Below are 25,015 nucleotides of genomic sequence, written 5' to 3'. Positions count from 1 at the left end.
CGCAGCGAGAGCCGGGATCCATCCACCGATGTGTTCAGCCTGCGCGGCTGTTGAGACGGTCCGGGATGGGTCCCGGATCGGCTACGCCGTCCGGGAAGGCACAGGTGGGGATATTGGCTCCCATACCACCCCCGCCCCCGCCCCCGCTTGCCGCTCGCCGCGCAGCGGGCTAGGTCTGACGCATGAGCGAGCGAGTCCTTCCCCTGTCGGGTGTCTATAATTTCCGCCGGTTCGGCGCTTACCAGGCGGCCGATGGCGGGCATGTGGCCGACCGGCTGTACCGGTCGGGCCAGTTTTCGCGGGCGACGCCGGAGGATCAGGCGCGGCTTGACGGGCTGAACATACAGGTGGTGGCCGATCTGCGCCGGCCGCGTGAGCGCGAGGCGGAGCCGAGCTTCTGGGTGCAGCGTCCCCAGGTGCGGGTGCTGGCCAGCGACCATGCCGGCCATGCCGAGCCGCCGCACATGGTGTTCCTGCGCGACAGCGATATGAGCCTCAATTCCATCCGCCAGTTCATGACGCAGACCTATAAGCGCCTGCCCTTCGACGAGGGCAATATGGCGGTGTTCCGCGCCGGGTTCGAGGCGCTGGCCGAGGCCGATGATGCGGCGGGTTTCGTGGTCCATTGCGCGGCGGGCAAGGACCGCACCGGGCTGTTCTGCGCCTTCCTGCTGATGGAGCTGGGCGTGGACGCCGATGTGGCGCGCGAAGACTATCTGATGACCAATACCGCGGTCGATTATGACGAGCTGGCCCCCAAGGTGCAGGCGCGCCTGCACGAGCAGCTGGGCAAGCATGTGGGCGACCGTGAGATCCGCGCCTTTCTGGGCGTGGAGGGCGATTATCTGGACGCCGCCATGGCGGCGGTGGGCGATGTGCACGCCTATTTGCGCGGTCCGCTGGGCCTGTCGGACGCCACGCTGGAGGCGGTGAGGGCGAGGCTGATCGCGCCGTGAGCGCGGTGCGCCTGCCCGGCTGGATCGACCCGGACGCGGCGCTCGCCATTTTTGACGGCGAACCCTGGACGTTGCTGATGCGCGGCGGCGGCGCGGATGCGCGCGGCCGCTACAGCTATCTGTGCGCTGAGCCGGATTTCACCATTATGGACCATGATCCCGCGCGCGGGTTTGCGCGCCTGCGCGAAGGCTTCCGGCCCGGCGCGGTCGCTGACGCGGGCGATGGCGGGTTCGCCGGAGGCTATGCCGGACTTCTGTCCTATGATCTGGGGCGGGCGTTCGAGGCGGTTCCGCAACTGGCGCCGGGCCTGGCGCCCTGGCCGGCGCTCGCCATGGGCTGGTATCCGGCAGTGATCCGCTTTGATCATGCCATGCGCGAGGTGGTGGTGCGCGGCGAGCGGGACGCGGCCCGGCGCCTGGCGGACCGGATCGCCGATGCGCCCTCTGAAGCCATCCCGCCAGAGCCGCGCGGCGGGGCGAAGCTAACCCAGGTCTGGAGCGATGCACGTTATCTGGACGCCGCGCGCCAGGCGCGCGCTCTGGTGGCGGCGGGCGATATCTTCCAGGTCAATCTCTCCCATCCCTTGCGCGGACACATGGCGGGCGGGGATGCGCCGCAGCGCCTAGCCGCGCGCCTGGCATCGTCCAGCCCGGCGCCGTTCTCGGCGCTGATGCGCCTGGATGACGCGCGCGCCATCGTCACCAACTCGCCCGAGCGCTTCGTGACGGTCAGCGCGGACGGCCTGATCGAGACCCGGCCCATCAAGGGCACGCGCCCGCGCCGCGCCGACCCGGCCGAGGATGCGGCGGAGGCCGCCGCGCTGGCGGCATCGGACAAGGACCGGGCGGAAAACCTGATGATCGTGGATCTGATGCGCAATGATCTGGCGCGGGTGTGCCGTCCGGGCAGCGTGCGCGCGCGGTCTTTGTTTGAGGTGGAGGCCTTCGCCAATGTCCACCACATGGTGTCGTCGGTGGAGGGGCGCCTGGCGCCGGGGCGGGACGTGTTCGATCTGATCGCCGCGAGCTTCCCCCCGGGCTCGGTCACCGGCGCGCCCAAGCTGCGCGCCATGGAGATCATCGCCGCGCTGGAGGGCGAAAGCCGGGGGCCGTATTGCGGGGCGTTGGGCTGGATCGGCCTGGATGGCGCCGCCGATTTCAACGTGATGATACGAACCGCCTCTATGGTGAGGCGAGAATCGGGGTGGGATGTGGAGGTGCGCTCGGGCGGCGCGATCACCATCGGGTCGGACCCGGACGCGGAACTGGACGAAACCCGCGCCAAGGCGGCGGCGCTGCGGCAGGCTGTAGAGGACACCGGATGAGCGAGGTCTGGCTGAACGGACAGTTCGTGGCGGCCGATCAGGCGCGCCTGAGCATCGCCGATCGCGGCTTCCTTCTGGGCGATGGCGCGTTCGAGACCATCCGCGCCGAGCGGGGCAAGCTGCGCCGCTGGGCGCGCCACCGCGCGCGGCTGTCAGGGGCGCTGCATGCGCTGGAGATCGCTGCGCCCGACTGGGATCAGCTCGAGGCGGCGGCGCGTCACTTGTCAAAGCACATTGATGAAGCCGCCGTACGCCTGACCATCAGCCGGGGCGCCCACGGGCCGGGCATGGCGGCGCCGTCGGGCGAGGCGGGCACGGTGCTGCTGACCGCGCGCGCCCTGCCGCCTGCGCCGAGCGCCCTGTCCCTGACGCTGGTGGGTGATCCGCGGCGCGAGCCGACCAGCCTGGCCACCCGCTTCAAGCTGACCCAATACGCCGATCCGCTGCATGCAAGGCGCCGCGCCGCCAGCGCGGGCGCGGACATGGCGGTGATGCTGTCCTCGGGCGGGCATGTGTCCTGCGCCGACAGCGCCAGCCTGTTCTGGATCGAAAAGGGCGGACGCGTGATGACGCCGGGCGCCGATTGTGCGGCGTTGGCGGGCACGGCGCGCGGCGCCCTGATGCTCGCCTGTTCAGAGGCCGGGATCACGGTGGACGAGGTCAAGGCGGGACCCGAGGCGCTCAAACGCGCCGAGGCGGCGTTCATCACCAACGCCACGCTGGGCCTGGTTCCGGTGGCGCGCCTGGATGATGTCAGCTTTGTAGCCAATCACCCCCTGCTGTCGCGCCTGGCGGATATGGAACGGGCGGCGGAGTGATTTCCGCCGCCCGTGTCAGTCTCATGTATCAGGCCAGAGCCTAGAAATTCGCCCGGCGCATGCCCTGCAGGGAGTCCAGCACGGCGCGCGCATCGTCGGTGGGCTTGCGCTTGCGCTTGGCCTGGGGCTGGTAGGCCATCTGGGCGTGGGCTTCGCAATAAGCGCCGCCGGGACGCGTGGAGCGGCCGCAGAAGCGGAACTCGGTATCGGCCGGATCGCCGATGGGCCATTTGCACATGCCTTCGCGCAGGGTCAGCACCGTGGCGTATTCGCCATTGGCCATGCGCTTGGCGTCCACCGGCGCGGGCAGGTTCTGGACCGGTGCGGGCGCCGGAGCGGGGCTGGCGGCGGCGTCGGCCTGTACGCGCGGTGCGGGCGCCGCAGCGGCGGGACGGGGCGCGCGGGCGGCGGCGGGGCGGGTGACAGGGCGCCGGACCGGGCGCGAGGGCGCCGCGCGGCCCGACAGGCCCAGACGGTGCACCTTGCCGATCACGGCGTTGCGCGTGACCCCGCCCAGCTGCTTGGCGATCTGACTGGCGCTAAGCCCGTCAGCCCACAGTTTTTTCAGGGTCTCGACCCGTTCTTCAGTCCAAGCCATGGCGGTGCGCTCCTCGCCTGTTACGCTATGAAATCCCCGGCGTGCGCCCCGGCATGAGACGCCACCCCTAGGCTTTCGCTCTCGCGAGACCCCTATATGTTGGGGTCAGCCACGAGATACAGTATCGGTTGGAGCGCGGGGCACAAGATGCGCGCCGCTCACACCTGTGGAAAGGTGATTCGCAATCGCAGCGACAGGGGGAAATGGCGCCTGCGTGCAGCGCCGGAGCATGGTCAGCGAAAACGGGAAATGTCGCTTGACCCTAGCGCGACGGGCTTGCTGCGGCCGCCGACGCTGCCAGGGCGGCGGTGCGCGCGGCAGCAGCGCGAGCGTCCGCTTCACTGGCCAGCAAGAGCGCTGCGCGCAGGGCGCCGACCTCGATCCAGAGCGATTGCGTGACCCGGCCGTCCAGGCGTAAAAGATCAATGCGCACGCCCTCGCGCGGGGTCAGGGCGGTCAGCGCGGTGAGCGCCTCATCGGGAAAGGTGAAGCCATAGGCGGGCGCGCCCCCGGCGGGCGCCAGATGCTCAGCAGTCTCCGGGGCCAGTCGGGCATTGGCCATGAAGCGTTGCTCGCCCCCGGCATAGGCGCCCCAGGCGCTGACCGGATCGCCGCCCGGCGCCGGGCGCAAGCCCCCGATCGTGCGATCGACCGGTGCGGCCTGACGGGCCGGATCGCGCATCACCATGACGGCGCGCGGGGCCAGAGCATCGGCGCGCAGGGCCAGGGCCGGGGCGCGCACGCCGCGCGCTTCATACAGGCCAAAGGCGGCGGGGTGATCGCCCAACATCTGCGCCACGCGCCAGCCGGGCCGGCCGGCCATGGCGGGCGGACGCACGGCCCAGGCGTGACGGCGGCCGGGCAGAATGGGCTGGGTCAGCTCAGCCAGTTCACTCAGGCGCGCGCGGTGCGCGTCAGCGCTGGCGCGCAGGGCGGCGTCATCGCATCCCGGGGCGCGGGCGGCGCGCTCATACCGGTCGAGCAGGGCCTCATCGGCGCCGGCCACAATGGCGTCATCGCGCGCCTGGTCCAGCACGACATCAAGAAAGCTTCGCTCCACCGAAGTGAGCAGCGTACACGCCGCGTCGCCCGCGCGCAGGCGCAGCAGCGCCTCGTGATCGGAGGCGGCGGGGGCAGGGGGCGCAGCGGCCAGGATGAGGGCGGCGAGAGCGGGCGTGATCATGCCCGCCAGTCTTACGCGGTGCGTCTTGACGTCCGGTTTACGCCGTGGCCGAGCAGCAGAAGCAGCACAGCCAGCGTGAAGGCGCCCAGCGCAATCCAGCGGTCATGGCGCCGGATCTGGTTGCTGATCCACACCGCGCTGAAGCGCGGCGCGGCGCTGGGCCCGAAGCTGGTCACCGCCGACGCGTCCCACACCACGGCCCGGCCCTCGAGGCCGGTCCACAGGCCAGAGCGCGCCAGACGGGCCGCCGCGCGTGAGAAATCCGCGCCTTCGGGCGAGGTGATCAGCGCGATCCGCCGCCCGCCAGTGTCTTCAAACAGGGCGGCCATGCCGGTGACGCGCGCGCTGCGCGTGGTGTCGTCGGCGAACGCTGTGGAGGTGTAGTTGCGCCGGCGCGGCACACGGTTGGCCGCCGCGCTGGCCGCGGCGCGCACTTCGGCCGGAGCGGCGGCGATCAGGCGCGGATCGATCGAACTTTGCGGGCCGAGGATCATCAGATCATGACTGAGCGGCGCATCCTCCAGCCGGTCGCCATACCAGGCGTAGAGCCAGGCCGAACCCGAGGCGAGCGCGGCGCGCGACACAACGGCCAGCGCGGCGGCGCGGTCCTCGGGCGCGGCCGAGGCGAACACCACGGCGGCGCGTCCGCCCTGGTCGGCGCCAAAGGGCGCGCCGCCGGACGCCAGAGCGCCGAGCTGGGCGCCGGGGAGCAGCGGCGCGGTCAGACGTTCCAGGCGCGGCGCCGACAGGGCGTCGGCGAGCTCAAATCGCACCGAATGCAAATTCATGGACCGGGCCGCGAACAGCCGGGCCGAGGCGATGAGCGCGCCGGCGTCGCCCGCCGACAGGCGCAATTGCGCGGGGCCGGCCATGTCGATGGCGGGCAGGCCGCCGCTGGCGCGCACCTCGGTGGTGACGATCAGCTCGGCCACGCGAGGGTCAGTCACCAGGATCGGCGCCTCGCCCATGCGCAGGGCCAGGCCCTGCGCGATCAGGGCGGACACTGCCAGCGCGTCGCGCCCGGCCGCGTCGGCATCGATATGCACACGGCGCGGCGCGGCATAGTGCGCGCGCAGGCCCGCTTCGAGATCAGCCAGCGTCGTGAACCCGTCCGCCGGGGCGGAGCTGACGCGCAGGCGGCTCGCCTCGGCGTCGATGGCCCAGCCCGCGCGCGCGGCTTCGCTGAGGCGCACCACCAGCATGTTCTCGCCCGCGCGCAGCGTGTCGGCGTGGAGCACGAAGCGCGCTTCAAACGTTTCGGGGCGCGGCGCCAGCGCGACCGCGCGCGAGCGGTTGACGAAGACTTCGATCCGGCCGTCCGCATCATCGGCCAGCGGGCTGGCGTTCAGGGTCAGCTCCACGCCGGCCGGCGTGGCGCCGGGCGCGATGGTGAAGGGGATGCGCAGCTCGCGCGCCTGGGGCGTCAGGGTCAGCGCGGTCATGTGGGGGGCGATGGCCGACAGTCTCATATCTTCGGCGCGGGGCGGGCGGGCGTCTTCGGCGGCCAGGGCCTGATGACTCAAGGCGCCAAGCGCACACAGAACGCCAGACAACAGGGCGCAAACCCGCACACGTATCGACATGAAACACTCCCCTCGGTTAGGACTTTATTAAGCAATTGGCTTGCCATCAAGGTTCAATGAACGAACTCAAGGCAAAATTCTGGATCGACGCCCTGCGCTGGCGCGCCGAAGGGGCGGGCGCGCATGTCTATGTGTCGCGCCGGGGCGATCCGGACGCCGGGGCTGTGCTGGTGAAGCTTGTGTTGCCGCAAGGACTTGCGCGCCTTCTGGCGCCGGTGCGCGACTTTGAAGGCGCGCGCGTGTGGAGCCAGCCGCTGGGCGCCGAGCCCGTCGCGGAAGCCGAGGCGGATTCCTACGCCGCGCGCCGCGCCGGTCAGGATCCTGATCTATGGGTGATCGAGATCGAGGACCGCCAGGGCCGCCATTTCCTGACCGAGCCGGTGGAGGCGGGGTGAGAACCCGGCATGGTCGACGCGCGGTAAACGACGTGCTGGGGAAGTCTTAACGCGCCCGCGTCAGACTGTGGGTCAGACCCTGCCTGTCTGCTGCGGGATGCGCGATGCTGTTTCTGTTCAACGATGCGATTTTCGATCTGGGCGATCCGCGCGAGTTTGCGCTGGAGCACGCGCTGGCCGAGCCGCTGGGTCCCTCGGCGGTGATGACCCTGCGCGCCGGCCAGGTGATCAAGATGGTGCGCGAGGCGATTTTCGACGAACCGCAACTGGCCCGCACCAGCCCGGATATGGCCGCGTTCCTTGCCGCCCTGGTGGCCTGGAAAACCGACGAGGCCAATGCGCTGATGGCCGTGGCGCCGCGCCACATCACCCTGAGCGCCCAGGTCCAGGTGCGCCTGGCGGCGGTGTCGCTGATCACGCTGCAGCAATTGCGCGACCTGCAGGATGGCGGGCGCCTGTCCAGCCACGCCGCCAATCTGTCGGTCTGGTCCCAGGCCCCCCAGCGCATGCGGGCTTGAGGATTGTCGCGGCAGACCCGTATCTCCCGATTGTTTTCCCGGACGGCGGAGCCGATCCGGGACCCATCCCGCCCAGTTTCAACCGCTTAAGCACCAGGCAGGATCGGTGGATGGGTCCCGGCTTGCCTTTCAGGCAGCCGGGAAAACACGCTCGGTTCTCTGACAGGAGCCATAGCCGGCCACCCCCCAAAACCCGCGCATAAGCCCCCCGCTTGTCCCGGCGCGCCCGTCGGCATTTCAAGCCCTTGCATGGTTTCAAACCCAAACAATCCGACCTGTGCGCTGGCGGGGTAGGGTGATGGCACGGTCGGCATGGAGGGTTCGGGCCATGGTGGTCAGGGCGGACTGGCCGGCGATCTACGCCGACTGGCGCCGGGGCGACAGTCCTGAGGTGCTGGCTGAGCGCTATCGCCTGAAGCGGCTGACGATCATGCGCCGCTGCGCTTGGGTGGATCACTTCTTTCCGTATACGGAAACGGCGCCCCGGCTGTCGGGGGTCGACGCCCTGATCCAGCAGGCGCTGGACGCGGCGGCGGCGGGCGACTGGACGCTGGCTGAACGCATCGTCCGGCTCGTCACGGGGATCGCCCGTGCGATCATCCTCAAGGAGGAACAGCTTATGAAGACCCGCATATCCAAGGCTCAGGACAAGGACAGGACGCCAGCGCGTGACGCAACAGAACAGTTCGCTGTCCCAGGCAGTGAAGAACACAAGCGGCTTGTCGCCGAACTCGAAGATCGCCTTGACGCTCTCTCAAGATCCATCGAGCAAAGCGCGCATCCTGGAAGAGGTGCGGGCAGGGAAGAAGCCTCCTGAGGCGTACCTCTATGACTGGAGCCAGTGGGCCTGGGACCCGCAATTACCCCCCGCCGGCGACTGGCGCATCTGGCTGTTTCTGGGCGGGCGCGGGGCTGGCAAGACACGCGCCGGCGCCGAATGGGTGCGGGCCCGGGTGGCCGCAGGCGCACGGCGCATCGCACTGGTGGGCCCCGCGTTTCAGGATGTGCGCGAGGTGATGCTGGGCGGGCCGTCAGGACTTCTCAGCGTGGGCTACCCGCACGAGCGGCCGGCGTATCAGGCGTCGCGGCGCCGGGTGGTGTGGCCGGACGGGGCGGTGGGCTACGCCTTCAGCGCCGAGGACCCGGACGGGCTTCGCGGACCCCAGTTTGACGCGGCCTGGGCCGATGAATTCGCCGCCTGGGCCCGGCCGCAGGAGACGCTGGACATGCTGCGTCTGGGCCTGCGCCTGGGCGCCGACCCGCGCCTGGTGATCACCACCACGCCGCGCGCCATTCCGGCGGTGAAAGCCCTGATCGGCGCGCCCGGCGTGGCGATGACGCGACTGGCCACCGGTGAAAACCGCGCCAATCTGGCGCCGGGCTTTGTCGAGGCGATGGAAGCGCAATACGCCGGATCGCACCTCGCCCGGCAGGAGCTGGACGGGGTGCTGGTGGAAGACCCCGAAGGCGCGCTGTGGACGCGGGCGCTGATCGAGCAGGCGCTGCGCGCTGACAGGCCAGAGCCCGACCGCATCGTGGTGGCGGTGGACCCGCCCGCGGGCGACGGATCGGGCGATGCCTGCGGGATTATCGTGGCGGGCGCCGCCGGTGAAGGCCGGGCGGCGCGCGCGCTGGTGCTGGCCGACTGGTCGCTGCGCGCCGGGCCGGAAGCCTGGGCGGCGCGGGTGGCGCAGGCCTTTGAGGCGTATGACGCCGACAGTGTGGTGGCCGAAGCCAATCAGGGCGGCGACATGGTGCGCGCCGTGCTGCAGGCAGCGTCCCGCGATCTGCCGGTGCGCCTGGTGCGCGCCAGCCGCGGCAAGCGGGCGCGGGCCGAACCGGCTGCCGCGCTGTATGCGGCGGGGCGGGTGGCCCATGCCGGACGCTTTACCGCGCTGGAAGACCAGATGTGCGCCTTTGGCGCGCCGGGTCCCCGGGCCAGCCCCGACCGCGTCGACGCCCTGGTCTGGGCGCTGGCGGCGCTGTTGGGTGGCGGCGCGGAGCCGAGGCTGAGGGGGATGTGAGTGAGATTCCTGTCCTCCCCCGCTTGCGGGGAATGAGGCGTCAAAGATCGATATGGGGTATCGATCGACACGCCGAATGGCAGCGAAGCGGACGGAGGGGTGGCGCTTCTGGCAAGCCTGAAGATGAACGCTCTCCCGCGCCCCCTCACCCTACCCTTCGCTCTTTCGATTGATCCCCCGGATCAATCTCTCAGAGCTCAGCCCCCATAAATGGGGGAGAGGAGGCCTCCACAGCCCGTACTTTCCAGAGAATCCAAGCGTTTGCTTTTCGGAAAACAGAACGCCCGGTTCAAGCCTCCTCTCCCCTCCTTGAGGGGAGAGGGTGGGGTGAGGGGTGTGGCGCCGCGCGCCTTCGTCTCCGGATAGCCAGGTGTGCTCACACCCCACACAAAAGGAACCCTCTCATGCTCAAGAAACTTCTGGGCCTGGACGCCAAGGCGTCCGGGGGTAGCTGGACGTTGTCGCTGGGGCCGGGTGCGGCGTGGAGCGCGCGCACCTATGCCGCGTTCGCCCGCGAGGGCTATGCGCGCAACGCCATCGCCCATCGCTGCGTGCGCCTGATCGCCGAAGCCGTGTCGTCCTGTCCGCTGCAGGTCAGCGGCGAGGGGGCGGGGGCGCAGGCGGCGCGCGCGCTGCTGGCGCGGCCCAATCCCGACCAGTGCGGGGCGGAGTTCTTCGAGACGTTTCACGGGCATCTGCAGGTGGCGGGCGACGCCTATCTGGAGCTGGCGGGCGGGGCGGACGGCCCCCATGCGCTCTACGCCCTGCGGCCCGACCGGATGAGGGTGGTGACGGGACCCAAAGGCTGGGCGGACGGGTGGGAATACCGGCTGGGGTCGCAGGCGCGGGTGTTCGCCCGCGACCGGGCGAGCGGGCGCAGCGCCATCCTGCACATGAAGCTCTTCAATCCCGTGGACGATCATTACGGCCAGTCGCCCATGGAGGCGGCGGCGCGGGCGGTGGATGTCCACAATGCCGGCGGGACCTGGGCCAAGGCGCTGCTGGACAATGCCGCGCGGCCGTCCGGCGCGCTGGTGGTGACGGGCCGTGAGGGCGGGGATGGCCGCCTGACCGAGGCGCAATATGACCGGCTGAAGGGTGAGCTGGAGGGCCTCTATTCCGGCGCCGCCAATGCGGGCCGGCCATTGCTGCTGGAAGGCGGGCTGGACTGGAAGCCCATGGGCCATTCGCCCGCCGAGATGGATTTCATCGAGGCCCGGCGCGAGGCCGCGCGCGAGATCGCGCTGGCGTTCGGGGCGCCGCCCATGCTGCTGGGCCTGCCGGGGGATAATACGTATGCGAACTATCGTGAGGCGAACCTCGCCTTCTACCGCCAGACCGTGCTGCCGCTGGCGCGCAAGACCGCCAGCGCCCTGACCGCCTGGCTGGCGCCCTGGCTGGGCGAGGGGTTCGTGATCGAGGCCGATGAAACAGCCCTGCCGGCCCTGGCCGAGGAGCGGGCGGCGCGCTGGGCGCGGGTCAATGGAGCCGGCTTCCTCAGCGATGACGAGAAGCGCGCCCTGTTGGGCCTCGAGACCGGGAGAGGGTGATGGCGAGTTTGAACGGGGTGCGCGACCCCTGGCGGTTCGAGCGCACCATCACCCTGGGCGTCGCCGTGGCGCTGGCCCTGCAGACCGCCAGCGCGCTGATGTGGGCGGGCGCGGTGCGCGAACGCATCAGCCAGCTTGAAGCGCGCACTGCGGCGTCTGACAGCGTCAATGAGCGCCTCGCCCGGCTGGAGGAGCACAGCCTCTACACCCGCGCGGCGATCACAAGGATCGAACGCAAGCTGGATGAGGGCGGGTAGGGGGTGATCACTCTGCAAAGCTTGAGGATGAGCGTTCTGCCGTTCCCCCTCACCCTACCCTCTCCCCCATGGTCATGGGGGAGAGGAGGCGTCCACGCCTCATCACGATCGCTCAGGTCAGGCGATGGCATTTCCTGCATGCACGCCCCGTTCAAGCCTCCTCTCCCCTCCTTGAGGGGAGAGGGTGGGGTGAGGGGTGCGGCGCGCCCCGCCTCAAGCTGATCCCCCAAAAACTTCACACACAAAGGAGATGCGCATGCCAGCGCAGGATAGTCCGGGCGGGATGCTCGAGATGGCCGGGTATGCCAGCCTGTTTGATCAGGCCGATCACTCCGGCGACATCGTGCGCCGCGGCGCGTTTGCGGCGAGCCTCAGGCGCCGGGCGGCGAGCGGCGTGCGCATGCTGTTTCAGCACGATGCCGGCGAGCCGGTGGGCGTGTGGGACGCCATCGAGGAGGATTCGCGCGGGCTGTATGTGCGCGGGCGGATCCTGGGCGATGCGCCGCGCGGACGGGCGGCGCTGGCGCTGGTGCGCAATGGCGCGGTGGACGGGCTGTCCATCGGGTTTCGCACGATCCGCGCGCGGCCCAGGCCGGGCGGCGGGCGCGAACTTCTCGAACTCGATCTGTGGGAGGTCTCGGTGGTGACCTTCCCCATGCTGGCCGGGGCGCGCCTGAGCGTCGTGTCCGGCCCGGCCGTGCGCGCCATGGCGGCGGCCTGAACCTCCACTCGACACCTTCACACACGAGATTTCACACAAGAAAGGATCCCCATGACACGGGAAACCAAAATGTCTGCGCCGGGCGGCAAGTCGCGCGCGGCGATGCACGAGCTGCTGGCGGCGTTTGAGAGCTTCAAGGACGCCAATGACCGGCGCCTCAGCGAGATCGAGCGCAAGCGCGCTGCTGATCCGCTGCTGGAAGAGAAGATCAACCGCATCGACACGGCGCTGCATACCGCCCAGTCGCGCCTGGACCGGATCGCCATTGAGGCCGGGCGCCCGGCGCTGGGCGCGGGCGGGGAGCGCAGCGAGGCCAAGGCGGCGTTTGCCCATTTCCTGCGCACCGGGGACGGCGCGCGCCTCGTCGAGGCCAAGGCGCTGAGCGCGGGATCGCCCGCCGATGGCGGCCATGTCGCCCCGCCCGAGATCGAGGCGCTGATCACGGCCAGGGTGCGCGAGGCCAGCCCGATCCGCGCCATCGCCAGCGTGCGCCAGACCGGGGCGGGCGTGTTCAAGAAGCCGGTGAGTCTCGGCGGGGCGAGCGCGGGCTGGGTGGCCGAAACCGCGGCGCGGCCCGAGACCGACACCTCCACCCTGGCGCTGATCGAGTTTCCCGCCGCCGAGCTTTACGCCATGCCGGCCGCCACGCCGGCGCTGCTGGACGATGCGCTGGTCAATCTGGAGGAATGGCTGGCCGACGAGGTGCGCGACGTGTTCGCCGAGGCTGAAGGCGCGGCGTTCGTGAATGGCGACGGCGTGAACAAGCCGCGCGGCTTCCTGAACTATCCCAAGGAGCCTCTCGCCGACCAGGTCTGGGGCGAGATCGGTTATGTCGCCACCGGGGCGGCGGGCGCCTTCCCGGCGGAGGACCCGGTGGATGTGCTGATCGATCTGATCTACGCGCCGGGCGCGGCCTACCGCGCCAATGCGCGCTTCGTGATGAACAAGGCGAGCGTGTCGGCCGTGCGCAAGTTCAAGGACAGTGAGGGCAATTATATCTGGCAGCCGGGCCTGGCCGCCGGTCAGCCGGCCACGCTGATGGGCTATCCCGTCACCGAGGCCGAAGACATGCCGGACATCGCTGCGAACGCCTTCTCCATCGCGTTCGGGGATTTCGAGCGCGGCTATCTGATCGTCGACCGCCAGGGCGTGCAAATCCTGCGCGATCCCTATTCGGCCAAGCCCTACGTGCTGTTCTACACGACGCGGCGCGTCGGCGGCGGCGTCCAGGACTTCAACGCCATCAAGCTGCTGCGGTTCGCGGCGGCTTAGGGGGGGCTCGATACTTTCCCCTCCCCTTGATGGGGAGGGGAAGTCGTTTCCTTAAATCCAGAAAGGATGCGCCATGGCGCTATTGGAGTTGGCGCCGCCGGGCGCCGAGCCGGTCAGCGTGAGCGATGCGCGCGGCTGGCTGCGTGTGGGTCATGGGGACGAGGATGTGCTGATCGCCAGCCTCATTGCGGCGGCGCGCGAGCGCGTCGAGGCGTTGACCGGCCGTGCCCTGATTACCCGCGCGCTTCGCGAGACGCTGGATGACTGGCCGCGCGCACGCACCGACTGGCGCTCGGGCGCGGTGCGCCTGCCCGCCCCGCCGCTGATCAGCGTGGAGGCGGTGCGGGTGTTCGATGCGCAGGGGATTCCGGGCGTCTGGAGCCCGGACGAATACCAGGTCGATACGCGCAGCGATCCCGGCCGCATCATCCCGGCGGCGCCATTTGACCTGCCCCGGCCGGGGCGGCGGGCGGCGGGGATCGTGATCGATTTCACCGCCGGTTACGGGCTGGCGCCGGAAGACGTGCCCGCGCCCCTGCGCGAGGCGGTGCTGCGCCTGGCCGCCCACGCCTATGGCGGGCGCCATGCCCCGGAGGCGGCGCGCGGCGAGGGGGAGCTGCCCGATGGCGTCGCCCATCTCGTCCGCCCCTACAGGAGCGTCAGACTATGAGCGCTGAAGCGGCCTTCGCCGACGCCGTTCTGGCGCGCCTGGCCGGCGATGCGGACCTGAGCGCGGTGCTCGGCAGCCGGGTCTATGCGCTGGCGCCGGGCGGCGCGGCCTATCCGTTTCTGACCCTGGGCCGGGGCGTCAGCGAGCCCGCGGACGGCGCCGGCGCGGCCCTGATCGATCACCGGCTGACCTTGCGGCTGTACGCCATGCGCGATGATCGCGACCGCCTGCGCAAGGCCGTGTCGGCGGTGCGCGCCTCGCTGCACAACGCAAGCCTGGAGCTGACCCCGCCCTGGCGCTGCGTGCTGTGCCAGGTGGTCTATACCGACCAGTTCGCCGCCGCCGATAGCCGCACGACCCAGGCGCTGGTGCGCGTGAGGGCGCTGCTGGAGGGGTGAGGGGACCTCGTCCGTCCTTCCCATAACCAAGGAGACACATCATGGCGGCTCAGGCTGGCCGGGATATTTTGTTGCAGATCGGCGATGGCGGCGCGCCGGAGGCGTTCGCGTCTGTCGCGGGTTTGCGGGCGCGGGCGATCTCGCTCAATGCGCGCGCCATCGACGCCACCCACGGCGAGAGCCCCGGGCGGTGGCGCGAGCTGCTGGACGGGGCGGGCGTGCGCTCGGCGTCGGTCAGCGGCGCGGGCGTGTTCGTCGACAGCGCCGCCGACGAGACGGTGCGCGTTGTGTTCTTTGCCCAGGCGCGGCGCGCCTGGCGGCTCATCATCCCCGGCTTCGGGACGCTGGAGGGGCCGTTTCTGGTCACCGCGCTGGAATATTCCGGGCGCCATGACGGCGAGGCGGCCTATGCGCTGTCGCTGGCTTCGGCGGGCGAGGTGAGCTTTACCCCGGTGTGAGGGGGAACAGGTCGGAGATGCCCGAGGTTCGCCGGCGCCTGCCTCAAGGGCCCCCGGGGTTAATCCTCCCCGTCGCTCCATGCTGGAGGATCACGCAAGGCGGTCGCAGCCTGTCAAGGACGACCGGGCTTTGCCCGTTCGCCGCACGGCGGCGGCCCGCAGGGCCGTCCTTGACAGGTTGCGACGCTTGCGAAAATGGCTCAGCAAGGAAGGACGGCGAGATGGGGGCGCATCTCCATTGATGCGACGGTGGGCCGGGTGCAGCGCCGGGCCGGGTGGGGGCGGTTCAGGTTTTGAGAAGCCGCCTGTCGGCGGCGCCCCCACCCGACCTGAGGCGCTCAGCTGCGCTCTGGCCGGTCGCGCCGCCAGGCGCGGTCGACACGCTCGGCCTCGCAGGCGCGGCGGTCATCCACATTGGGCAGGGTTTCGCATTCGCGCTCGGCGCGGGTGTCATACAGATCGCGGCCCAGGCTCTCGCACCCGGCCAGCACGCCGGCGCACGCCAGACACAGACATAAGCGGAGCATCGGAGCCTCCCTTCATCCTGCTGCCGGACGCGCAGTCTAGCGCGTCCGGCGCGGGGCGCGAGGGGTTTTGGTCCCATCATCCTGCGCCTCCTCGAAAGGACCTCCCATGACCAATCCCCAACGGGGCGAGGCGGTGCTGGTGGTGGAAGGCGCGTCCGCGCGCCTGGCCTTCACCCTGGCGGCGCTGGCCGAGATCGAGGCGCTGCTGGGCGCGGACGGGCTGGAGGCGGTGGGCGCGCGCTTGGCGAAACTGACCGCAGGCGAGTTGATGGGCGTGCTGGCGGCGCTGCTGCGTGCGGGCGGGGCGCAGGCGCCCAAAGCGCTGGCGGCGCGCGCTTCGCCCCGGGCGGCGGCGGACGCGGTTGCGGCGTGTTTTCTGGCGAATCTGACATGACACCGCGCTGGCGCGCCTGGCTGCAGCTGGCGGTGCTGCGCTTCGGGCTGTCACCGCCTGAGTTCTGGGCGCTGACCCTGGCCGAATGGCGCGCCCTTGCCGAGGCCGCCGCGCCATCGGCTGACACGGCCATGAGCCGGGCCGAGCTGGATCGCCTGCTGGCGGCTTATCCCGATGACAGGAGAGAGCGATGACATCTCTGGCCGACCAGCGCGCCGAGGCGGCCGAAACGGCGGCGGCGCTGCACGAGACCGGCGAGGCCGGCGAGGCGGCGGCGCAGCGCGTGAGCGAGGCGTTCGAGACGGCGGGGCGCGCCATCTCCTCCAGCCTCGAATCCGCAGCGCGGGCCGGCGAAGTGTCGTTTTCGCGCATGAGCGAGGCGATATTGCGCGATCTGGCGCGCCTCGCCGTGCGCGAAATCGTGGCGCCGCAGATGGAGGGGCTGGCCTCAGGGCTGGGGCGCATGTTCGACCATGTGATTGGCCAGCGCGCCGAGGGCGGTCCGGTGCTGGCGGGGGCGCCCTATCTGGTGGGCGAGCGGGGGCCGGAAGTGTTCACGCCCACGGCCTCCGGCCGGATCGAGCCGGCCTCCGCGCCGCCCATCCAGATCATCATCCAGGCCGCGCCCGGCGGTGACATGGCCAACGCCGTGCGCCGGTCGGAGCGTCAGATCGCCGCCAGTGTGGCGCGCGCCGTACTGGCGGGGAGGAGCGGATTGTGAGCGGGTTTCATGACGTGGGCTTTCCCCTGTCCATCGGGCTTTATGCCCGCGGCGGGCCGGAGCGGCGCACCGAGATCGTGACGCTGGCCAGCGGCGCGGAAGAACGCAACAGCCCCTGGGCACATTCCAGGCGGCGCTGGGACGCGGCGCCCGGCGTGCGCACCCGCGATGATCTGGCGGTGCTGATCGCGTTTTTCGAAGCGAGGCGCGGGCGCCTGCATGCGTTCCGCTTTACGGATCCGCTGGACCATCTGTCCTGCCTGCCGTCGGGGGCTCCGTCCGCGCTGGATCAGCTTCTGGGCGAGGGGGACGGAGCGCGCACGGCGTTTGATCTCGTGAAGCGCTATGGCAATGGCGAGACCGGCTGGCTGCGGCCCATCGCCCTGCCGGTGGCGGGTAGCGTCCTGGCGGCGGTGGACGGGGAGGCGGCGCCTTTCAGTGTGAGCGGCGGCGCGGTCGTGTTCGACACCCCGCCCGCCCCCGGTGCTGCGGTCACCGCCGGCTTCCGCTTCGATTGCCCTGCGCGCTTTGACACAGACCGTCTCGACATCGCGGCGGAAGGGTTCGCGGGCGCCGCGCCGAGTGTCCCGCTGGTGGAAGTGCGGGTGTGAGGGGAGGGTGCTGTACCACTTTCCTCCCCCGCCTGCGGGGGAGGAAAAGGAATTCGCGGTGCGCTGTTTCGCGCCTCCCACGCCCACCCCCAACTCAACACTGGACAGGCCCGCTCCCTCGGCGTTGACTGGCGGCCAAAAGGGAGGCTGCCCATGTCGATAATGCTCGCCCTCATGCTCTCCATCGCCGAACCGGCTGAGGCGCCCTCAGGCCCGGAAACGTTTACGCCGCAGGGCTTCCGCCACAGCCTGTCGTTTGAGATCAACGCCCCGCGCGACGAGGTGTTCGCGGCGGCGACCGGCGATGTGTCGCCCTGGTGGGATCACCGGTTTACGCCCGATCCGGCCGAGCTGGTGATCGAGCCGGTGTTCGGCGGGCGCTTCTATGAGCGCTTCACCGATGACGCCGACGACGGCGCGCTGCATGCGACCGTGATTTATGTGAACGCGCCTGAAACCTTGCGTCTTGATGGCCCGTTCGGCCTGTCAGGACGGGCCGTGACCAAGCTGGTCAGCTGGCGGCTGGAAGAGGCCGATGACGGTGCGGCGACCGTGTTCCATGTGGACATCGCCCTGTCCGGCGAGGTGGACCCCGCGGTGGCGGGCATTGTCTCCGATGTCTGGCGCCATTTCATCGGCGCGCGCCTGACCCCCTATGTGGAGGCGGGGTGCCATCTGGCGCCGCAAGAGCGGTGTGCGGCGTGGGATTAGGGATTCGCTTCGTGGCGGCGTTTTGTGATTTTTGAGTAGCCGCCTTCGGCTACCCCCTCACCCCACCCTCTCCCCCATAAATGGGGGAGAGGAGGCTTAGACGACACGTATTTTTGCGGACGGGCCAGGCGATGGCTTTTCCAGCTGAAACGCCCCGTTCAAGCCTCCTCTCCCCTCATTGAGGGGAGAGGGTGGGGTGAGGGGTGTGGCCCATCCTACGCCCCCAAAAGGACCCTCACCATGATCCCCATACCTGACCCGCTCCGGCAGACGCTGGAGGCGGGGGTGACCACTTTGGCCTGGTGCTGGATTGTCACGCGGCGCGATGGCGCTGTGTCCGGGTTCACCGATCATGACCGGCCGCTCACTGTGGCGGGCGTCACCTGCGAGCCCGGCGGCGGGTTTGAGGCGGGCGAGACGCGCGCGGGCGACGGGCCGGGGCGCGGCGCGGTGTTTGGTGTTCTGACCTCGGATGTGATCAGCGCCGGCGATCTGGATAACGGGGTGTGGGACAGCGCGCGGGTCGAGGTGTGGCGGGTGGACTGGAGCGATCCGGCGCTCGCGTTTCGCGCCTATACCGGCGAGCTGGGCGCGGTGAAGCGCGGGGTTGCCGGGTTTGAAGCCGAGTTGACGGGGCTCAGCGCGCGGCTTGACCGGATAATCGGGCGGGTATTTGCGCGCGCGTGTGGCGCGGAGCTTGGCGACGGGCGCTGCGGCGTGGATCTGGAGGCGCCGGGCTGGCGGGCTTCAGGCGTGGCGGGCCTCGTGCTGGCGCCGGGCGTGATCACGGCGGGCGGTCTCGATGTCTTCGCCAGCGCCTGGTTCAGCCATGGCGTGATCGACTGGACCACCGGCGCCAATGCCGGCGCGCGCCAGCGGGTCACCGATCATCGCGCCGGGCCGGACGGGGCGGTGCTGACGCTGGACCCTGCCCCGGCGGCGCCGGTGGCGGCCGGAGATGCTTTCACGGTCACCGCCGGGTGCGACAAGGCGTTTGCAACGTGTACGGATAAATTCGCCAATGGGCTGAATTTTCGCGGCTGCCCACACATGCCGGGCAATGATCTGATCCTGCGCGCAGCGGGGTCTGAGCGGGTGCGCGACGGGGGCAAGAGGTGAGGGCGCTCGTCCTGGACGAGGCGCGGCGCTGGATCGGCACGCCCTACCGCCATCAGGCCAGCCTGCCCGGGGCCGGGTGTGACTGCCTGGGCCTCATTCGCGGGGTGTGGCGCGCGCTGTATGGCGCAGAGCCGGAGCAAGCCCCGCCCTATGGCCTCGACTGGGCCGCGCGCGGCGGGGGCGAGATGCTGCTCGACGCGGCCCGGCGCTGGCTGGTTCCGGTGGAGGCGGCGGCGCCCGGCGATGTGCTGGTGTTCCGCTATGCGCCGGACGCGCCGGTGCGCCATTGCGCGATACTGTCGGGGCCGTCTCACATGATCCACGCCATGCAGGGCCGGGCGGTGTGCGAGAGCGCGCTGGTCCCGTGGTGGCGCCGCCGGATCGCGGGCGCGTTCGCTTTTCCTGAAATCTGACACGCCAATCCAAGGAGAGCCGCTGATGGGCGAGCTGGTGGTGCAGGGCGCGGCGCGCCTGGCGACGGCGTTTATGGGCGGGCTGGCGCAGCGCGCCATCACCGGCCTGTTCGCGCGTGATCGCGAAGGCCCGCGCCTGAGCGAGCTGGCGGTGCAGACCAGTACCGAAGGCGCCGGACTTCCCATCATCTATGGCCGCATGCGCGTGACGGGGCAGATCATCTGGGCGGCGCGCTTCCGCGAGACATCCCAGACCCGCAAGTCTGTTGGCGGCAAGGGCGGGCCGAGGACGACCGAGTACCGCTACTCTTTAAGCTTCGCGGTGGGGCTGGCGGACGGCCCCATTGGCGGGGTCGGGCGCATCTGGGCCAATGGCGAGCCGTTCGAGCGCGCAGGCGCGGTGATGCGCGTCTATACGGGCGGCGAGGATCAGGCGCCCGATCCGGTGATCGCCGCCATTGAGGGCGCGGCGCCGGCCTATCGCGGGCTCGCCTATGTGGTGTTCGAAGATCTCGACCTGACGCCTTATGGCGAGCGCATCCCCAATCTGTCTTTTGAAGTGTTCGCTGCGGCGCCGGGCGCGGGCGAGGCGCCGTCGCTGGAGGATCAGGTGCGCGGCGTGTGCCTGATCCCGGCGTCGGGCGAGTTCGCCTATGCGGACCGCAGCGTCGTGCGCGAGATCGGCGAGGGCGCAGACAGACCTGAGAACCGGCATACGGCGCGTGCAGGCAGCGATCTGGAGGCGGCGCTGGATGATCTGGCGCGGGCTTTGCCCAACTGCGCCAGCGTGGCGCTGGTGACGGCCTGGATGGGGACCGATCTGCGCTGCGGCGCATGCCAGATCCGCCCCGGCGTGGAGACGCGCGGCAAGACCACGCGCCCGCTGGTCTGGTCGGCGGCGGGGGAGACCCGGGCCACGGCGCATCTGATCAGCGGCTCGGGCGATGGCCCGGCCTATGGCGGCGCGCCCAGCGACGAGACGGTGATTATGGCGATTGAGGCGCTCAAAGCCCGTGGATACCAGGTCACGCTCTATCCCTTCATCCTGATGGACGTGCCGCCCGGCAATGGCCTGCCGGACCCCTGGGGCGGGGCGGAGCAGGGCGCCTATCCCTGGCGCGGGCGCATCACCTGCCACCCGGCGCCGGGTGAGCAGGGTTCGCCGGACCAGACCTTCTCCGCTGCCGATCAGGTGAGCGCCTTTTACGGCTCTGCGCTGGCGAGCCATTTCAGCGTCAGCGCTGGGCAGGTGAGCTATTCCGGGCCGGACGAATGGTCCTTCTCGCGCTTCATCCTGCACCATGGCGCGCTGGCCAAGGCGGCGGGCGGGGTGGAGAGCCTGATCATCGGGTCGGAGATGCGCGCGCTGAGTCAGATGCGCTCGGGCGCGAATACCTATCCGTTCGTGACGCATCTCAAGCATCTGGCCGGGCAGGCGCGCGCCCTGCTCGGGCCGGATGTGAAGCTGTCCTACGCCGCTGACTGGTCGGAGTATTTCGGCCATGCGCCGGGCGGCGGCGACCGGCTGTTCCACCTCGACCCGCTCTGGGTGGACGCCAATATCGATTATGTCGGCATTGACTGGTATGCGCCGCTGGCTGACTGGCGCGACGGGGCGGGCCATGCCGATGCGCTGGCGGGCGCGCCGTCGATCTATGACCGCGATTACCTCGCCGCCAACGTGGAGGGCGGGGAGGGGTATGACTGGTTCTACGCCAGCGCCGCCGACCGGGACGCGCAGGCGCGCACCCCCATCACCGACGGCGAACATGGCGAGCCCTGGGTCTGGCGCTACAAGGATGTGCGCAGCTGGTGGGCCAATGCCCATCACGACCGGCTGGACGGCGTGCGCAGCGAAACGCCCACGGACTGGATCCCGGCGATGAAGCCGGTGCGGCTGGTGGAGCTCGGCTGTCCCGCCGTGGACAAGGGCGCCAACCAGCCCAATGTCTTCCTCGACCCCAAAAGCTCGGAGAGCTTCGCGCCCTACTTCTCCAACGGCGCGCGCGATGATCTGATCCAGCGGCGCTATATCGAGGCGCTCTATGGGTACTGGGAGGCGCCGGGCGTCAATCCGGTCTCGCCGGTCTATGGCGGGCCGATGCTGGACCTGGGCCTGAGCCATGTGTGGACCTGGGATGCGCGGCCCTTTCCCGAATTTCCCGCCCGCGAGGATGTCTGGAGCGACGGGCCGAACTGGCGCACCGGCCACTGGCTGACTGGGCGGGCCGGACAGTCGCCGCTGGCTGAGATCGTGCGCGATGTGGCCGCGCGTGCGGGGCTGGATGAGATTGACGCCTGCCGCATCGACGGCGTGCTGGCGGGGTTTGTGATTGATCGGCCGGCGCGGGCGCGCGATGTGCTGGACTCACTCGGCGCGGTGTTCGGCTTTGTTATCGCCGACCGGGCGGACGGCCCGGCGTGTTTGCCAGTCCGTGCCGCTGGCGCTCCGCTAGCGCTGGAGGCGGCCCGGCTGGTTGACCCGGTTCAGGGCGACCGCCTGACCTTCACCCGCGCGCCGGAGGAGGCCCGGCCAGCCGGCGCGCGCCTGACCCTGTTTTCCGATGATGGCGACTATCGTCCAGCCACGGTGCATGCGCTGGGTCTGGATTCCGTGCGTGAGGGCCTGATTGATGTGCGCCTGCCGGCGCTGGCTGACCGGGCGCTGGCGGCGGACTGGGCGCAGGCCTTGCTGAGCCGGGCGCGGCTGGAGGGCGAGAGCGCGCGCGTCGTGCTGCCGCCCTCGTTGTGCGCGCTGGAGCCGGGCGATCATGTGGTGCTCGACGCCGGCCCTGACGGGCGTGTCTGGCGCGTGGCGGTGACGGACGGGCTCAGCGCCCGGCGCGCAGAGCTGACCGGCGCCAGTGCGGGACCGGCGCTGATCGCGGGACCGCAGCCCCGGGCGGGCGAGGGCGGGGCGCCGGCGTCGCGGCCGCTTCTGCGCGTGCTGGACCTGCCGCTGGCGCCGGGCGAAGCTGCGCGCGGCGGGCTGTGGGCGGCCGGCTGGGCCGATCCCTGGCCGGGCGAACTCATTGTCTATGCCGGGGCGAATCTCGAAAGCGCCACCGAGCGGGCGCGCATCACGGCGCCGGGGTTCACCGGCGTTCTCACCGCGCCGCTGGGCGACGGGTTTGAAGGCCGGATTGACCGCGGCAACGCCGTGGGGCTGCGCCTGAACGACGGCGCCCTGTCCAACGTCACGCGCGCCGCGCTCCTGTCGGGCGCCAACCGGCTGGCGGTGGAGGGGGATGAGGGCTGGGAGGTGTTGAGTTTCGAACAGGCCGAACTGACCGGACCGGACACATGGCGTCTGACAGGCTTGCTGCGCGGGCTGGGCGGCTCGCCGGTTACAGGGGCGGGCGAAGGCGCGCGGGTGGTGGTGCTGGACGGCGCCGGAGAAGTGATCCCGGTGAGCGCCGAGGAGCGCGGCGCGCCTTTGCTGGTGGTCGCCTTACCGCCGGGCGCGGCGCTGACCGATCCGGCGGCGCGGACGGTGGAGATTGTGTATCGCGGCGCCGATCTGCGGCCGCTGTCGCCGGTGCATCTGCGCGCGCAAGTGAGAGCTGGCGCGCTGGAGGCGCGCTGGGTGCGGCGCGGGCGCATCGACGCCGACGCCTGGAGCGCGGAGATCCCGCTGGGCGAGGAAAGTGAGCGCTACGCCGTGGCGCTGCTCAATGCGGGCGGGGACGAGGTCTGGCAGGGCGAGACGGTGCAGCCTTCGCTTACGCTGGACGCAGGCGCGCTGAACGCGGCGCTGCCGGGCGGGCCGGACGGCGCGCGCCTGCGCGTCGCACAGGTATCAGCGGTTTACGGTCCGGGACGGGCGCGCGAGGCTGCGTTGGCATAAAGCGTCAACGCTGCGCGCGCGACGCCTCCACCAGCGCCCGGGCGCGGGCCTCAAAGGCGGCGTCGCGCGGCACGGGGGCGTAGCCCTCGGCCAGAAAGAGCTGATAGCGGCGCGTCCGGGTGGGGCCGAGTGCGATCACGATTTCGCCCGCCGGCTCGAAGCGCGCGAAATCCTCCGCGATCAGCGGCGCCTCGAACGGGCGCTGGGAGACCACCAGAACCTCGCCCTCAAAGCCCGGCGGCAAGGGCCAGACCGTGTCGGCGTAATTATGCGCGCCGTCATAGCGCCGCCACATGAAGAGCGGGGCGGGTATCGCCTCGCCATAGCGCTGCATCTGGTGGAAATCATTGCGATTGTCGAACACCAAAGCGGCCGCGCCGGTTTCGCCTGCGGCGCCAGTCAGGGCGTCGGCGGTGGCGGGCCATTCGCGCACGCGGTGGAAAGCGCTTTCGGCGCCCGCCGCATCGGCCAGGCGCGGTGATGCGGTCAGCACCATCATTCCGGCGCCGGCGCCGACATGCAGGATGATCGAGGCGTACAGCGCCCAGCGCCGCCAGCGCGGTCCGCGCAAGAGGAAGGCCACCGCGAGGATCGTCCCGGCGGCATAGGCTGCGGCGGCCCAGTTGGCGTGGGCGCGGCTGAGGAAAGCCTGAAACGCCACGATCAGCAGCGGCGGTGCGGCGAAGGCGGCCAGCATCAGCTCGGTGCGCGCTGCGGTCCAGTCCGGGGTCCAGGGGCGCACAGCCGCAACAATTGGGGCGATGATGGCGGCGACCAGGGCGATGACCATGATCGGGCCGAACACGGCGAGCTGATCGGCCAGGAAGGCCGCCGCCTCGCCGGGGTTGAACATGTCCGCGCCCCAGTTGGCGTTGTCGGCGGTGTGGCTCAATGTGGCGAAATCATTCGCCGCATTCCAGGCCAGATTGCCGCCTGCCGGGACAGCGAACACCGCCAGCGCCAGTACGCCGCGCCAGCTCATCAGCGCCCGGCGCACAGGCGCGTCGACCAGCACCGCCAGAGCGGTCCCGGCGAAAAAGTAAAACGCGGCGTATTTGGCCAGGAAAGCAAAGGCGAGCGACAGGCCCAGCATGACCGCGAAGGGCCAGCCGCCTCCCTCGCGCAGGCGGATCATGGCATAGAGCGCGCCCGACAGGCCGGCCATCAGGGCGGCGTCAGTGGACATGATCCCCGACGATAACCAGACGGCCGGCATCACCGCCCACATCACCGCCGTCATGGCCCCGGCGCGCGGGCCGTACAGGCGCGCCGCCGTCAGGCCGAGCAGGCAGGCGGTGATAGTGTGCAGGAGCGGGGCGAACAGTCGCACGGCCCAGTCCGAATCGCCGAACATGGCGGTGCTCAGCGCGATCAGCCAGGCGATCATGGGCGGCTTGGAGTAATAGCCCCAGTCCAGCTCGCGCGACCACAGCCAGTATTGCGTCTCGTCGGCGTAGAGGCTGCCGGGATTGACGAACAGCGCAGCGGTGCGGACCGCCAGCAAGAGCGCCACCGCTCCGGCGGCCCACAGTATGGGGCCATCCGCCGTCAGCCCGGACGGGCGCTGGGCGGAGGTCGGGCCGGATCGCTCTGTTGTTGGCATGCTCATGAGCGCTTTTTGCGGACCGGTGCGCGGCTTGTCAAAGCGCTCCGGCTCCACTGCCGGGACGGGCGTTGTCAAAAAGCCACGCCTCGACGCTTTGTGAGGCGGTGGCTGCGGACGCAATCAGACGATACCAACAGGCCCCGAGGCGGTATCGTGCTGCAGCGCAGCAATAGATTCTCCTTTTGTCAAAACAGGATAGCGCCTCTCCAACCGCCCGGTTTGCTCCGTGCACTTATTAACGCTCTCCGGGCCTTGCAACAAAAGCTTCACATATTTGTCGTTGATCCGTCAGCGCCACCCCTTAGAGCCCCCCGTGAAGCGTCGGCGTAGTGTCGGCGCC

At 70.3% G+C, this 25,015-nt stretch carries 27 protein-coding genes; 22 read left to right on the top strand and 5 right to left on the bottom strand.

Features of this window, described 5'->3' with window-relative positions:
* Nucleotides 1-182 precede the first annotated feature (182 nt).
* From L2D01_10210 to L2D01_10200, 3 genes are read left to right on the top strand one after another with little or no spacing between them, the layout of a single operon-like run.
* Nucleotides 183-956 carry a tyrosine-protein phosphatase gene (locus tag L2D01_10210; protein WBQ09269.1) on the top strand — a complete coding sequence of 258 codons (774 nt, stop codon included), beginning with the start codon at nt 183-185 and terminating at the stop codon, nt 954-956.
* Nucleotides 953-2,281: an anthranilate synthase component I family protein gene (locus tag L2D01_10205; protein ID WBQ09268.1), complete on the top strand. Its 1,329-nt coding sequence runs from the start codon at nt 953-955 to the stop codon at nt 2,279-2,281. The genes L2D01_10210 and L2D01_10205 overlap by 4 nt, the downstream gene beginning before the upstream one ends.
* Complete coding sequence (locus L2D01_10200; protein ID WBQ09267.1) at nt 2,278-3,099, top strand: aminotransferase class IV; 822 nt, start codon at nt 2,278-2,280, stop codon at nt 3,097-3,099. The genes L2D01_10205 and L2D01_10200 overlap by 4 nt, the downstream gene beginning before the upstream one ends.
* A gap of 40 nt (nt 3,100-3,139) precedes the next feature.
* On the opposite strand, the gene L2D01_10195 is transcribed toward L2D01_10200, so the two are convergent.
* From L2D01_10195 to L2D01_10185, 3 genes are all read right to left on the bottom strand, one after another.
* Nucleotides 3,140-3,697 carry a GcrA cell cycle regulator gene (locus L2D01_10195; GenBank protein WBQ09266.1) on the bottom strand — a complete coding sequence of 186 codons (558 nt, stop codon included), beginning with the start codon at nt 3,695-3,697 and terminating at the stop codon, nt 3,140-3,142.
* A 262-nt stretch (nt 3,698-3,959) separates the two neighbouring features.
* Complete coding sequence (locus tag L2D01_10190; GenBank protein ID WBQ09265.1) at nt 3,960-4,880, bottom strand: hypothetical protein; 921 nt, start codon at nt 4,878-4,880, stop codon at nt 3,960-3,962.
* Nucleotides 4,881-4,891: 11 nt separating this feature from the next.
* Nucleotides 4,892-6,463 carry a hypothetical protein gene (locus L2D01_10185; GenBank protein WBQ09264.1) on the bottom strand — a complete coding sequence of 524 codons (1,572 nt, stop codon included), beginning with the start codon at nt 6,461-6,463 and terminating at the stop codon, nt 4,892-4,894.
* A gap of 56 nt (nt 6,464-6,519) precedes the next feature.
* On the opposite strand from L2D01_10185, the gene L2D01_10180 reads away from it, so the two are divergent.
* The 11 genes from L2D01_10180 to L2D01_10130 all read left to right on the top strand — a co-directional run bounded on the left by L2D01_10180 (nt 6,520) and on the right by L2D01_10130 (nt 14,726).
* Entirely contained in the window at nt 6,520-6,858 is a 339-nt protein-coding gene (locus tag L2D01_10180; protein WBQ09263.1) for a DUF1491 family protein, read from the top strand.
* Nucleotides 6,859-6,962: 104 nt separating this feature from the next.
* The gene (locus L2D01_10175; GenBank protein WBQ09262.1) at nt 6,963-7,376 is read left to right on the top strand and encodes a hypothetical protein; all 414 of its coding nucleotides are present in this window, start codon (nt 6,963-6,965) and stop codon (nt 7,374-7,376) included.
* A gap of 328 nt (nt 7,377-7,704) precedes the next feature.
* Nucleotides 7,705-8,193, top strand: a complete 489-nt coding sequence (locus tag L2D01_10170) for a hypothetical protein (protein WBQ09261.1) — start codon at nt 7,705-7,707, stop codon at nt 8,191-8,193.
* Nucleotides 8,120-9,400 (top strand): terminase family protein, encoded by a 1,281-nt coding sequence (locus tag L2D01_10165; protein WBQ09260.1) that lies wholly within the window; start codon nt 8,120-8,122, stop codon nt 9,398-9,400. Before L2D01_10170 ends, L2D01_10165 begins: the two co-directional genes overlap by 74 nt.
* Before the next feature lie 404 nt (nt 9,401-9,804).
* The gene (locus L2D01_10160) at nt 9,805-10,950 is read left to right on the top strand and encodes a phage portal protein (protein WBQ09259.1); all 1,146 of its coding nucleotides are present in this window, start codon (nt 9,805-9,807) and stop codon (nt 10,948-10,950) included.
* Complete coding sequence (locus tag L2D01_10155) at nt 10,950-11,207, top strand: hypothetical protein (protein ID WBQ09258.1); 258 nt, start codon at nt 10,950-10,952, stop codon at nt 11,205-11,207. The genes L2D01_10160 and L2D01_10155 overlap by 1 nt, the downstream gene beginning before the upstream one ends.
* Nucleotides 11,208-11,463: 256 nt before the next feature.
* Nucleotides 11,464-11,928 carry an HK97 family phage prohead protease gene (locus L2D01_10150; protein ID WBQ09257.1) on the top strand — a complete coding sequence of 155 codons (465 nt, stop codon included), beginning with the start codon at nt 11,464-11,466 and terminating at the stop codon, nt 11,926-11,928.
* 51 nt (nt 11,929-11,979) lie between these two features.
* Nucleotides 11,980-13,200: a phage major capsid protein gene (locus L2D01_10145; protein ID WBQ09256.1), complete on the top strand. Its 1,221-nt coding sequence runs from the start codon at nt 11,980-11,982 to the stop codon at nt 13,198-13,200.
* A gap of 73 nt (nt 13,201-13,273) precedes the next feature.
* The gene (locus L2D01_10140) at nt 13,274-13,870 is read left to right on the top strand and encodes a phage head-tail connector protein (GenBank protein ID WBQ09255.1); all 597 of its coding nucleotides are present in this window, start codon (nt 13,274-13,276) and stop codon (nt 13,868-13,870) included.
* Entirely contained in the window at nt 13,867-14,268 is a 402-nt protein-coding gene (locus tag L2D01_10135; protein WBQ09254.1) for a DUF3168 domain-containing protein, read from the top strand. The genes L2D01_10140 and L2D01_10135 overlap by 4 nt, the downstream gene beginning before the upstream one ends.
* Nucleotides 14,269-14,309: 41 nt before the next feature.
* Nucleotides 14,310-14,726: a phage major tail protein, TP901-1 family gene (locus L2D01_10130; GenBank protein ID WBQ09253.1), complete on the top strand. Its 417-nt coding sequence runs from the start codon at nt 14,310-14,312 to the stop codon at nt 14,724-14,726.
* A 338-nt stretch (nt 14,727-15,064) separates the two neighbouring features.
* Here L2D01_10130 and L2D01_10125 read toward each other — a convergent pair whose 3' ends face one another.
* Entirely contained in the window at nt 15,065-15,253 is a 189-nt protein-coding gene (locus L2D01_10125) for a hypothetical protein (GenBank protein WBQ09252.1), read from the bottom strand.
* A 106-nt stretch (nt 15,254-15,359) separates the two neighbouring features.
* Between L2D01_10125 and L2D01_10120 the strand changes: the two genes are divergently transcribed.
* The 8 genes from L2D01_10120 (at nt 15,360) to L2D01_10085 (ending at nt 23,069) form a co-directional block, all read left to right on the top strand.
* Entirely contained in the window at nt 15,360-15,647 is a 288-nt protein-coding gene (locus L2D01_10120; protein ID WBQ09251.1) for a GTA-gp10 family protein, read from the top strand.
* Entirely contained in the window at nt 15,644-15,841 is a 198-nt protein-coding gene (locus tag L2D01_10115) for a phage tail assembly chaperone (protein WBQ09250.1), read from the top strand. The genes L2D01_10120 and L2D01_10115 overlap by 4 nt, the downstream gene beginning before the upstream one ends.
* On the top strand, nt 15,838-16,368 hold the full coding sequence (locus tag L2D01_10110; protein WBQ09249.1) for a hypothetical protein: 531 nt from the start codon (nt 15,838-15,840) through the stop codon (nt 16,366-16,368). Before L2D01_10115 ends, L2D01_10110 begins: the two co-directional genes overlap by 4 nt.
* A complete protein-coding gene (locus L2D01_10105) occupies nt 16,365-16,979 on the top strand; it encodes a DUF2460 domain-containing protein (GenBank protein WBQ09248.1) in 615 nt (204 codons plus the stop codon). The genes L2D01_10110 and L2D01_10105 overlap by 4 nt, the downstream gene beginning before the upstream one ends.
* Before the next feature lie 153 nt (nt 16,980-17,132).
* Entirely contained in the window at nt 17,133-17,690 is a 558-nt protein-coding gene (locus L2D01_10100; protein WBQ09247.1) for an SRPBCC domain-containing protein, read from the top strand.
* Nucleotides 17,691-17,930: 240 nt separating this feature from the next.
* Nucleotides 17,931-18,809 carry a DUF2163 domain-containing protein gene (locus tag L2D01_10095; GenBank protein WBQ09246.1) on the top strand — a complete coding sequence of 293 codons (879 nt, stop codon included), beginning with the start codon at nt 17,931-17,933 and terminating at the stop codon, nt 18,807-18,809.
* Complete coding sequence (locus tag L2D01_10090) at nt 18,806-19,222, top strand: NlpC/P60 family protein (protein WBQ09245.1); 417 nt, start codon at nt 18,806-18,808, stop codon at nt 19,220-19,222. Before L2D01_10095 ends, L2D01_10090 begins: the two co-directional genes overlap by 4 nt.
* A gap of 25 nt (nt 19,223-19,247) precedes the next feature.
* Nucleotides 19,248-23,069, top strand: a complete 3,822-nt coding sequence (locus tag L2D01_10085; protein WBQ09244.1) for a glycoside hydrolase/phage tail family protein — start codon at nt 19,248-19,250, stop codon at nt 23,067-23,069.
* 4 nt (nt 23,070-23,073) lie between these two features.
* Here L2D01_10085 and L2D01_10080 read toward each other — a convergent pair whose 3' ends face one another.
* Nucleotides 23,074-24,678, bottom strand: a complete 1,605-nt coding sequence (locus L2D01_10080) for a glycosyltransferase family 39 protein (GenBank protein ID WBQ09243.1) — start codon at nt 24,676-24,678, stop codon at nt 23,074-23,076.
* Nucleotides 24,679-25,015 lie beyond the last annotated feature (337 nt).

This window comes from Hyphomonadaceae bacterium ML37 (genome assembly GCA_027627685.1).
Classification (GTDB): Bacteria; Pseudomonadota; Alphaproteobacteria; order Caulobacterales; family Maricaulaceae; genus Oceanicaulis.
This window is presented reverse-complemented; position numbering and strand designations above follow the sequence as displayed.

Coding starts and splice junctions, on each gene's coding strand:
- L2D01_10210 (WBQ09269.1), top strand. CDS start 183: ATGAGCGAGCGAGTCCTTCCCCTGTCGGGTGTCTATAATTTCCGCCGG.
- L2D01_10200 (WBQ09267.1), top strand. CDS start 2,278: ATGAGCGAGGTCTGGCTGAACGGACAGTTCGTGGCGGCCGATCAGGCG.
- L2D01_10195 (WBQ09266.1), bottom strand. CDS start 3,697: ATGGCTTGGACTGAAGAACGGGTCGAGACCCTGAAAAAACTGTGGGCT.
- L2D01_10190 (WBQ09265.1), bottom strand. CDS start 4,880: ATGATCACGCCCGCTCTCGCCGCCCTCATCCTGGCCGCTGCGCCCCCT.
- L2D01_10185 (WBQ09264.1), bottom strand. CDS start 6,463: ATGTCGATACGTGTGCGGGTTTGCGCCCTGTTGTCTGGCGTTCTGTGT.
- L2D01_10180 (WBQ09263.1), top strand. CDS start 6,520: ATGAACGAACTCAAGGCAAAATTCTGGATCGACGCCCTGCGCTGGCGC.
- L2D01_10175 (WBQ09262.1), top strand. CDS start 6,963: ATGCTGTTTCTGTTCAACGATGCGATTTTCGATCTGGGCGATCCGCGC.
- L2D01_10170 (WBQ09261.1), top strand. CDS start 7,705: ATGGTGGTCAGGGCGGACTGGCCGGCGATCTACGCCGACTGGCGCCGG.
- L2D01_10160 (WBQ09259.1), top strand. CDS start 9,805: ATGCTCAAGAAACTTCTGGGCCTGGACGCCAAGGCGTCCGGGGGTAGC.
- L2D01_10155 (WBQ09258.1), top strand. CDS start 10,950: ATGGCGAGTTTGAACGGGGTGCGCGACCCCTGGCGGTTCGAGCGCACC.
- L2D01_10150 (WBQ09257.1), top strand. CDS start 11,464: ATGCCAGCGCAGGATAGTCCGGGCGGGATGCTCGAGATGGCCGGGTAT.
- L2D01_10145 (WBQ09256.1), top strand. CDS start 11,980: ATGACACGGGAAACCAAAATGTCTGCGCCGGGCGGCAAGTCGCGCGCG.
- L2D01_10140 (WBQ09255.1), top strand. CDS start 13,274: ATGGCGCTATTGGAGTTGGCGCCGCCGGGCGCCGAGCCGGTCAGCGTG.
- L2D01_10135 (WBQ09254.1), top strand. CDS start 13,867: ATGAGCGCTGAAGCGGCCTTCGCCGACGCCGTTCTGGCGCGCCTGGCC.
- L2D01_10130 (WBQ09253.1), top strand. CDS start 14,310: ATGGCGGCTCAGGCTGGCCGGGATATTTTGTTGCAGATCGGCGATGGC.
- L2D01_10125 (WBQ09252.1), bottom strand. CDS start 15,253: ATGCTCCGCTTATGTCTGTGTCTGGCGTGCGCCGGCGTGCTGGCCGGG.
- L2D01_10120 (WBQ09251.1), top strand. CDS start 15,360: ATGACCAATCCCCAACGGGGCGAGGCGGTGCTGGTGGTGGAAGGCGCG.
- L2D01_10115 (WBQ09250.1), top strand. CDS start 15,644: ATGACACCGCGCTGGCGCGCCTGGCTGCAGCTGGCGGTGCTGCGCTTC.
- L2D01_10110 (WBQ09249.1), top strand. CDS start 15,838: ATGACATCTCTGGCCGACCAGCGCGCCGAGGCGGCCGAAACGGCGGCG.
- L2D01_10100 (WBQ09247.1), top strand. CDS start 17,133: ATGTCGATAATGCTCGCCCTCATGCTCTCCATCGCCGAACCGGCTGAG.
- L2D01_10095 (WBQ09246.1), top strand. CDS start 17,931: ATGATCCCCATACCTGACCCGCTCCGGCAGACGCTGGAGGCGGGGGTG.
- L2D01_10085 (WBQ09244.1), top strand. CDS start 19,248: ATGGGCGAGCTGGTGGTGCAGGGCGCGGCGCGCCTGGCGACGGCGTTT.
- L2D01_10080 (WBQ09243.1), bottom strand. CDS start 24,678: ATGAGCATGCCAACAACAGAGCGATCCGGCCCGACCTCCGCCCAGCGC.